This window comes from Ramlibacter sp. WS9, from assembly GCF_003797765.1.
In the GTDB taxonomy this organism is placed as follows: Bacteria; Pseudomonadota; Gammaproteobacteria; order Burkholderiales; family Burkholderiaceae_C; genus Ramlibacter.
This window is the reverse complement of sequence record NZ_RKMB01000136.1, coordinates 1-468: the sequence shown is the minus strand read 5'-3', so window position 1 is coordinate 468 and position 468 is coordinate 1. Positions and strand designations below refer to the sequence as shown.

1 pseudogene is annotated in these 468 nt (G+C 70.7%); it reads right to left on the bottom strand.

Annotated elements, in window-relative coordinates:
* Positions 1 to 11 precede the first annotated feature (11 nt).
* A pseudogene (locus EEB15_RS33320) lies at positions 12 to 468 on the bottom strand (tRNA threonylcarbamoyladenosine dehydratase); the annotation flags it as partial.

Here is a 468-nt window from a genome sequence, read left to right as displayed (position 1 = left end):
TCGGCGCCTGATCAGGCGTTCCCCGGCGTGCGCCGCGACGGCCGCAGCGCGCGGCCTTCCGCCAGGCGCTCGACGGCGCGGGCGGCGGCGACCATGCCGAAGGTGGCGGTGACCATCATCACCGCGCCGAAGCCGCCGGCGCAGTCCAGCTTCACCCCTTCGCCGACGAAACTCTTCGACTGGCACACCGTGCCGTCCGGCTTCGGGTAGCGCAGTTGTTCGCTGGAGAACACGCAGGGCACGCTGTAGGTGCGCCCCGGCGTGCGCGAGAAGTTGTAGTCGCGGCGCAGGGTGGAACGCACCTTGGCCGCCAGCGGGTCGTTGAAGGTCTTGTTCAGGTCGGCGACCTGGATCTGCGTCGGGTCGACCTGGCCACCGGCGCCGCCGGTGGTGATCACCGGGATCTTGCGCCGCTTGCACCAGGCGATCAGCGCGGCCTTGGCGGCCACGCTGTCGATGCAGTCGATC